This window comes from Pseudomonas sp. GM48 (genome assembly GCF_000282335.1).
In the GTDB taxonomy this organism is placed as follows: domain Bacteria; phylum Pseudomonadota; class Gammaproteobacteria; order Pseudomonadales; family Pseudomonadaceae; genus Aquipseudomonas.
In genome coordinates this window covers 21,519-27,872 of sequence record NZ_AKJM01000071.1, presented here as the reverse complement: position 1 = coordinate 27,872, position 6,354 = coordinate 21,519, and the positions used below count along the sequence as shown (strand labels likewise).

Genomic DNA, 6,354 nt, shown 5'->3' with positions numbered 1-6,354 from the left:
GCCGAACGCAGCCTCGCGGGCTCGGCAGCTGCTACAAAGGGTGTCGCGGCTCGAGGCCTCTCGTTTGAAAGAGAAATGTTGCCAACTGCAGCCAGTGACGTTGCGGGCGCTCACTTATCGGCGTTGGTTGAACGAATGAGATTGTTGCGCAGCCTCACGATGGCCTTCTGCATTTGCACGAATTCTTCCGGCTCCAGGCCGGTTTCTAGCATGCCGTTGTCCGGCAGTTCATTGCGCAGTTGCCGGCCGTTGCCGGTCAGGCTGATTCGCACCTGACGCTCATCTTCGGGGTCGCGCTGACGCATCACATAGCCCATCGCTTCGAGCTTTTTCAGGATCGGCGTCAGGGTGTTGGATTCGAGAAACAGCTTTTCACCCAGGCTGCCGACGGTTTGATTGTCTTCCTCCCACAGCGCCACGATGGTGATGTATTGCGTGTAGGTCAGTCCGAGCTGCTCGAGCATCGGCTTGTAGGCCTTGCCGAACGCGAGGTTGGTGGAATAGACCGCAAAACACAGGAAGTCGGCGAGTTTCAGGTCAGTAGGGAGTGTCTTGTCGGTGGACTTCATTGGCGTTCTCTCTGGCCGGAGACGGAAGGCGTGCAGGCATTCGACTATACGTCGTGTGCGATAGCATCGGAAGTGCTCGAACGCTCGGCGTTCGTCTTCGCTGTGCTTGAGGCTCCAGAGAGCGCCGGCCGGATCGTAGGGGTTGAGACTGGCGATCCGGCCGAACGTCGCGTTACGCAGTGAGGACGTTGATGGCCACGTCAATGTTGCCGCGTGTTGCTTTGGAGTACGGGCAGATGGAGTCCGCCAGGTGTGCCAGCTCGGTACCGATTTCGTGTGACAGGCCCGGCACACGCAGGGTCAATCGGGCCTGAATGAAGTAGGCCGAACCGGTCTGGCCCAGATCGACTTCGATGTCGACAGCCACATCAGGTGGCAGTGTCACTTTCAGTTGCTGGGCCGCCAGCCCGACCGCCGCGATGTAGCAGGCCGACCAGGCCCCCGAGAACAATTGCTCGGCGGTCGGGTGGGGCTGGATTGCAGCGAAAACATGCGCCGGTTCAGGATTGCCAGGGGACGACAGTTCGATGTCCAGGTTGCCGTTATGGCCGCGCGACGTGTTGCCGGCGCTGTTGAGGGTGGTGTGGGTCTTGCCGGTAACCAGGACTTTTTCGATCTTGCTCATGGGGTGAATCCTCGAACGTTGCAGTAGATGATTTGTGGTCGCATACGATCGTATCGTATGCGATGTAAATAATATCCGGCAGAAGCCTCGCTCCGTCAATAGGCAACGTCGTGCCTTTGCGACGAGTGGTTGAATCGACGAGGTTCACGCTCCTCGGCTGCGGGGCGGCAAAAACGCAGCAATGGCGTGCTCACCGGTACTCGTCATGCCGCCGCCACCAGGGACCCGTTTCATTGCGCCCCTTGGGTGCGCGATCGAGCCATTGGTACATGCCCCACAACCCGTCCAGACCCCGCGCGTAGGTGGAATAGGTGTGGTAGATCTCGCCGTCTTCCAACACAAACGCGCTCAGCCCCGGCCTGTCGCGGGTATAGGTCGGCGCATCGGTGCCACAGGTCGCGGCGAACTGCTTCACAGGTTCCGGGATCTGGCTGGCGTCCATGGCATGCCCGCCGCGTTGGTAGTTGTACTCGACGAGCCCTTGACGCTGCTGCGCTTCGGTAAAGTAAACGTTGAAGTCGGCGGTGAAGTCGCTATCGGCGGCCGAGGCCCAGGGGAAGGTCCAGCCCATCCGGCGTTTGTAAGCCTGCAGTTTCGCCAACGGCGCGCGGGATATCGCCATCAGTGTCACGTCATGATTCGCCAGGTGGATGACGACGGGATCAAAGCCATCGGCGATGGCTGAGCAGGAAGGGCAGCCGGCCGTGTAGTCGGGGCCGAACATGAAGTGGTAGACCAGCAGTTGCGAGCGCCCTTGAAACAGCTCGGCCAAGGTTGCGCTGCCGTTGTCGGTATCGAATCGGTACGCCTTGTCGAGGCGAACCCATGGCAGGGCCTGGCGTTGCCTGGCCACTTCATCGCTGCGTCGGGTCAGCGCCTTTTCCGCTTCGAGCAGTTGCAAACGTGCCGCCAGCCATTGTTCCCGGGTCGCGGTTTCGTGCGTGTTCATCGCTGTACGCTCCTGGTGAAAGGTCCAGAATTAGACTAAACCCGGGTATCGAACGGTGGGAGTGACAAGCGTGGCGGGATTTCGATGGACTCGATGATCACGGCAGCCGCACAGGCGCTGGCGGCAGGGAATCCACTTGGCGCACTGGACCGCGTGGCATTGCGCGACGATGCGCCGGCGCTGGCCCTGCGCGGTATCGCGATGGCGCAGTTGGGCGATCTGGTGCGGGCCAGGGCACTGGTCAAGCGTGCGCAGCGGGCATTTGCGCCCAGGGAAGTGCTGGCCCGTGCGCGATGCGTGGTGGCTGAGGCCGAAATCGCCCTGGCTTCGCGGGAACTCGGATGGCCGGTCAAGTCGCTGGAAGCGGCGCGGGTCACGCTTGAACGCCACGGTGACCGGGTCAACGCCGCCCATGCGCGGTATCTGCAAGTCCGCCGGTTGCTGCTGATCGGTCAGCTCGACGCGGCGCAGCAGTTACTCACCGAACTTGATCCGGGCCCATTGCCGCCGGCACTGCGTGCGACCCATGAACTGGTCATGGCGGGAATCGCTATTCGACGCCTGCAATCGAACGCGGCACGGATGGCGTTGATGACGGCCACGCAGGCTGCCCGTCAAACGGGGATTGCCGCGCTGATGGCCGAGGTCGAACACGCTGCGCGTCTGCTCGATGCCCCCGCGGCACGCCTGATTGCCCAGGGTGAAATACGGACGCTGTTGCTCGATGAAGTTGAAGTGTTGCTCGGTTCAACGTCGCTGGTGGTGGATGCCTGCCGGTACATTGTGCGTGGCTGCGGCATGTCGGTGTCGCTCGCTACGCGCCCGATTCTGTTCATGCTCGTCCGCGCATTGGCCGAAGCCTGGCCCGCCGACGTTCCGCGGGAAACGCTGATCGCCCGGGCGTTCCGTTTGAAGCTCTCGGATGAATCCCATCGCGTCCGGCTTCGCGTTGAAATCGGCAGGCTGCGTCAAGCACTCAAACCGTTGGCCGGCGTCATCGCGACGGCACGCGGCTATGCCCTGCAATCACCGGTGTGTACGGAGGTGGTGACACTGGCGCCACCCGTCGAAGAAAAATTTGCCGCGGTGTTTGCCTGCCTCGCCGATGGTGAGTCGTGGTCGAGTTCTGCCCTGGCACTGGCGCTGGGCACCAGCCAGCGCACGGTGCAACGGGCGCTCGATACGCTGGCGGCAGCGGGCAAGGTGCAGTGGTTTGGTCGTGGTCGCGCGCGGCGCTGGATGACGCCGCCCGTGCCGGGATTCGCGACGACCTTGTTACTCCCGGCGCCGCTGCCCGCTGGCTAGGATGAACGCCACCAACCCCCATTGAGGAATGCCAGATGAAACACGCAACTGCTGAAATCATTCGTGAGTATGGTCCGTTTGCCGATGTCGACCATGTGTGCGGCGTCACTTGGGATGGCGAAAAGGTCTGGTTCGCAAGCAACAGCAAAATCAACGCCCTGGACCCGGAAAGTGGCAAGGTACTGAGTTCGATCGATGTCGCTGCCCATGCCGGCACCGCGTTTGACGGTGAGCATCTGTTCCAGATCGCCGAAGATCGCATCCACAAAATCGATCCCCGCACCGGCCGCATCCTCTCGACAATTCCTGCCCCCGGCGCCGGCACCGATTCGGGCCTGACCTGGGCTGAAGGGACGTTGTGGGTGGGTCAGTACCGCGAACGCAAGATTCACCAGATCGACCCCGAGAGCGGAAAAATCCTGCGTACCATCGAATCCAACCGTTTCGTCACCGGCGTGACCTGGGTGGACGGCGCGCTGTGGCACGGTACGTGGGAAGGCGATGAAAGCGAGCTGCGCCGGATCGATCCGCAATCGGGCGAAGTGCTGCAGAGCCTGAAAATGCCGGAAGGCGTCGGCGTGTCGGGGCTGGAGTCCGATGGCGGCGAGCGGTTGTTCTGCGGTGGCGGCGATAGCGGCAAGGTGAGGGTGGTGCGTCGGCCTTCATGAGGCACGTACACAGAGCAATTGGACCACTTCTGTGGGAGCGGGCTTGCTCGCGAAGGCGGTGTGTCAGGTAGCATCAATGTTGTCTGGCACACCGCCTTCGCGAGCAAGCCCGCTCCCACAAGAGCGAATTTGTGTCGGTGATGATGGAGATCGCAGTCATCTGCGTATCAATAGTATTTTTCCGTCCTGCCATGTTTTCTGCTGGTCGAAATCGGTCTAAAAGCCCGGTTGGCAACTGTGCCTGTTTTGCTATCCTCAACCTTGTAGGTGAAGACGCAGACTGATGCGCAAAAGGATAGCAAGGAGACGTGGGGCGCGTTCCGAAGGGTACACGGTTAGAAAGATCCCCGCGCTGGGATCCAGCCCTTATGCCGTGTGAAGCAGAAGAGTTCCATTACAGTTTTACGGCTCTTTTGTGGGAGGCCTGATAAACCTTGTAAGCCGGAGACCAGCACCGGCCACCTACTTATACTCACCCGCGAAGCCCGCCCAGTGCGGGCTTTTTAATGCCCGCAAGGTGGGTCTGGTCAGCGGCTCATGGCGCACCAAACAGCATTGTCCAGTAGACACCTTCGTCGCTGCGCGGGTTGGCGGCGTAAGCGGCACCGACCTGGGTGAACATCGGGTTCATCAGGTTGGCGCAATGCCCGGGGCTGGCGAGCCAGCCTGCCATGGCCTTGCCGGGCGAACCTTGCCCGGCGGCGATGTTTTCGCCGATCTGCCGGCCACGGTAACCGGCGGCTCTGGCGCGGTCTGCCGGCATGTCACCGTCGGGGTCCTGATGCGCGAAATAATTGCCGTAGGCCATGTCCTTGCTGTGGCCTTGTGCTGCGGAGCCCAGGGCTGCACTCCAGGACAGTGGCCGTGCAGCGGCAAAACGCTGGCGACCGCAAAGTCGCGGCCTGGCCCGGGCCGCGTTGACTTGAGCCAGCAACGCCTGGCCGGCGCTGCGTGGGTCACCGATTTGCCCGTCGAGCACCGGCCGCGCCAGCACCACTTGCCACTCGCTCCCGGCGCGGCTGACGCCGATGTCGGCGTATTGGTTGTCGAGCAGTGCGGCGCAATGCTCGTCCTGGAACATATCAAAGGCCTCTTCGGCATCCCGCGCACCCACCACACGGATCGACCGCACCATTGTGGCCTGATAGCCGGAAGCCTTTAACCGGTCCCGCAACCCACCGCCATAGCCAACGGGCAGGGCCAGGTTCGATTTGAGCGTCAGGGGTGATAAGCGTTGCGTCGGCCGCCGGTCGCAGCGTTGCGGATGGGCGCGATAGTCGTTGATGGCGTCTACCAGTTGCCGTTGCCCATCGGCGTGAGCGGGGCTGGCAAAGACGGGGAGCAGGGAAAACAGGCACAGCGAAGAAAAGCGCAAGGCAACGACAGTTTGGCGCATGGACGGACAACTCGGATGAGATGACGACGAAGAAAGTGGGGAAAAGTGCTGGGCTATGACTGGTGCCTTGAAACAAGGTTCACGCTGGACAGCTGTCTATTTGCGGGCGTTGCCACGAGTCCGACGAAGGGTGTCGGCAGGTCTGGATGATGGCGTTTTCGCCCGACACAAGGATCAACCCATGGGTTTAAGCAAACTGGCCTGTGTCGTGACGTCCGGGCTTTCTGTCGGTCGCAGCCTGAAGCGACAGACATGCCCGCCACGAACCATGCATTCGCTGTGCTCGACTTCACCGCCGCCCAGTGCGCCGATCAAGGCCAGGTCCAGTTCGCAGACCACTGGGTGCTCGGCGGCCAGGCGATGGAACACGCAGTTATGGGCGACGATTTCCGGGGTGCCGCCTGAACGAAAAAACACCTCGGCTTCATAGCCCGTCTGGTTCATGTGCTGCACGATCGTGGCTTCATCCACGACCTGTTGTTCCAGGTCCGAAGCCAGCTTGCGGCCCATGCTGCGCATCAGCGAGGCCAGGGCTTCAGGACCGATGATGCCCGCCACTTCATCAATCAATACGCTGGCCAGTAGCTGATAGTGGCGCGGGAACTGCTCCCGCGCATGGTCGGTGAGCCGATACAGCTGCTCCGGACGACGTCCCGTCGGACGGGTGTCGCCGCGCAGCACCAAGCCGTCACGTTCCAGCGCCGCCAAATGTTGGCGAATCGCCGTACGGGTGACTGCCAGGTGTTCAGCCAACTCGTCAATGCTCATGCCGCCCGCATGATGCAGCAGTGCATTGAGCAGGTCCTGCTGTGTTCGGCCCAGTCCTTCCAGCATGGTTTGCT

At 61.8% G+C, this 6,354-nt stretch carries 7 protein-coding genes; 2 read left to right on the top strand and 5 right to left on the bottom strand.

Annotation, left to right across the window (positions count from 1 at the left end; translation table 11 throughout):
• Positions 1-110: 110 nt before the first annotated feature.
• From PMI28_RS15705 to PMI28_RS15715, 3 genes are all read right to left on the bottom strand, one after another.
• Entirely contained in the window at positions 111-569 is a 459-nt protein-coding gene (locus PMI28_RS15705; protein WP_007986479.1) for a MarR family winged helix-turn-helix transcriptional regulator, read from the bottom strand.
• Positions 570-741: 172 nt separating this feature from the next.
• On the bottom strand, positions 742-1,194 hold the full coding sequence (locus PMI28_RS15710; protein ID WP_007986477.1) for an Ohr family peroxiredoxin: 453 nt from the start codon (positions 1,192-1,194) through the stop codon (positions 742-744).
• 190 nt (positions 1,195-1,384) lie between these two features.
• The gene (locus PMI28_RS15715; RefSeq protein WP_007986475.1) at positions 1,385-2,143 is read right to left on the bottom strand and encodes a DUF899 domain-containing protein; all 759 of its coding nucleotides are present in this window, start codon (positions 2,141-2,143) and stop codon (positions 1,385-1,387) included.
• An 84-nt stretch (positions 2,144-2,227) separates the two neighbouring features.
• Between PMI28_RS15715 and PMI28_RS15720 the strand changes: the two genes are divergently transcribed.
• The gene (locus tag PMI28_RS15720; protein ID WP_007986473.1) at positions 2,228-3,448 is read left to right on the top strand and encodes a hypothetical protein; all 1,221 of its coding nucleotides are present in this window, start codon (positions 2,228-2,230) and stop codon (positions 3,446-3,448) included.
• 35 nt (positions 3,449-3,483) lie between these two features.
• On the top strand, positions 3,484-4,116 hold the full coding sequence (locus PMI28_RS15725) for a Vgb family protein (protein ID WP_007986471.1): 633 nt from the start codon (positions 3,484-3,486) through the stop codon (positions 4,114-4,116).
• Between the two features lie 535 nt (positions 4,117-4,651).
• Here the strand turns inward: PMI28_RS15725 and PMI28_RS15730 are convergent.
• Both PMI28_RS15730 and PMI28_RS15735 read right to left on the bottom strand, forming a co-directional pair.
• Positions 4,652-5,512: a CAP domain-containing protein gene (locus PMI28_RS15730; RefSeq protein ID WP_007986470.1), complete on the bottom strand. Its 861-nt coding sequence runs from the start codon at positions 5,510-5,512 to the stop codon at positions 4,652-4,654.
• A 174-nt stretch (positions 5,513-5,686) separates the two neighbouring features.
• The gene (locus PMI28_RS15735) at positions 5,687-6,346 is read right to left on the bottom strand and encodes a helix-turn-helix transcriptional regulator (RefSeq protein ID WP_007986467.1); all 660 of its coding nucleotides are present in this window, start codon (positions 6,344-6,346) and stop codon (positions 5,687-5,689) included.
• Positions 6,347-6,354 lie beyond the last annotated feature (8 nt).

Coding starts and splice junctions, on each gene's coding strand:
- PMI28_RS15705 (WP_007986479.1), bottom strand. CDS start 569: ATGAAGTCCACCGACAAGACACTCCCTACTGACCTGAAACTCGCCGAC.
- PMI28_RS15710 (WP_007986477.1), bottom strand. CDS start 1,194: ATGAGCAAGATCGAAAAAGTCCTGGTTACCGGCAAGACCCACACCACC.
- PMI28_RS15715 (WP_007986475.1), bottom strand. CDS start 2,143: ATGAACACGCACGAAACCGCGACCCGGGAACAATGGCTGGCGGCACGT.
- PMI28_RS15720 (WP_007986473.1), top strand. CDS start 2,228: ATGGACTCGATGATCACGGCAGCCGCACAGGCGCTGGCGGCAGGGAAT.
- PMI28_RS15725 (WP_007986471.1), top strand. CDS start 3,484: ATGAAACACGCAACTGCTGAAATCATTCGTGAGTATGGTCCGTTTGCC.
- PMI28_RS15730 (WP_007986470.1), bottom strand. CDS start 5,512: ATGCGCCAAACTGTCGTTGCCTTGCGCTTTTCTTCGCTGTGCCTGTTT.
- PMI28_RS15735 (WP_007986467.1), bottom strand. CDS start 6,346: ATGCTGGAAGGACTGGGCCGAACACAGCAGGACCTGCTCAATGCACTG.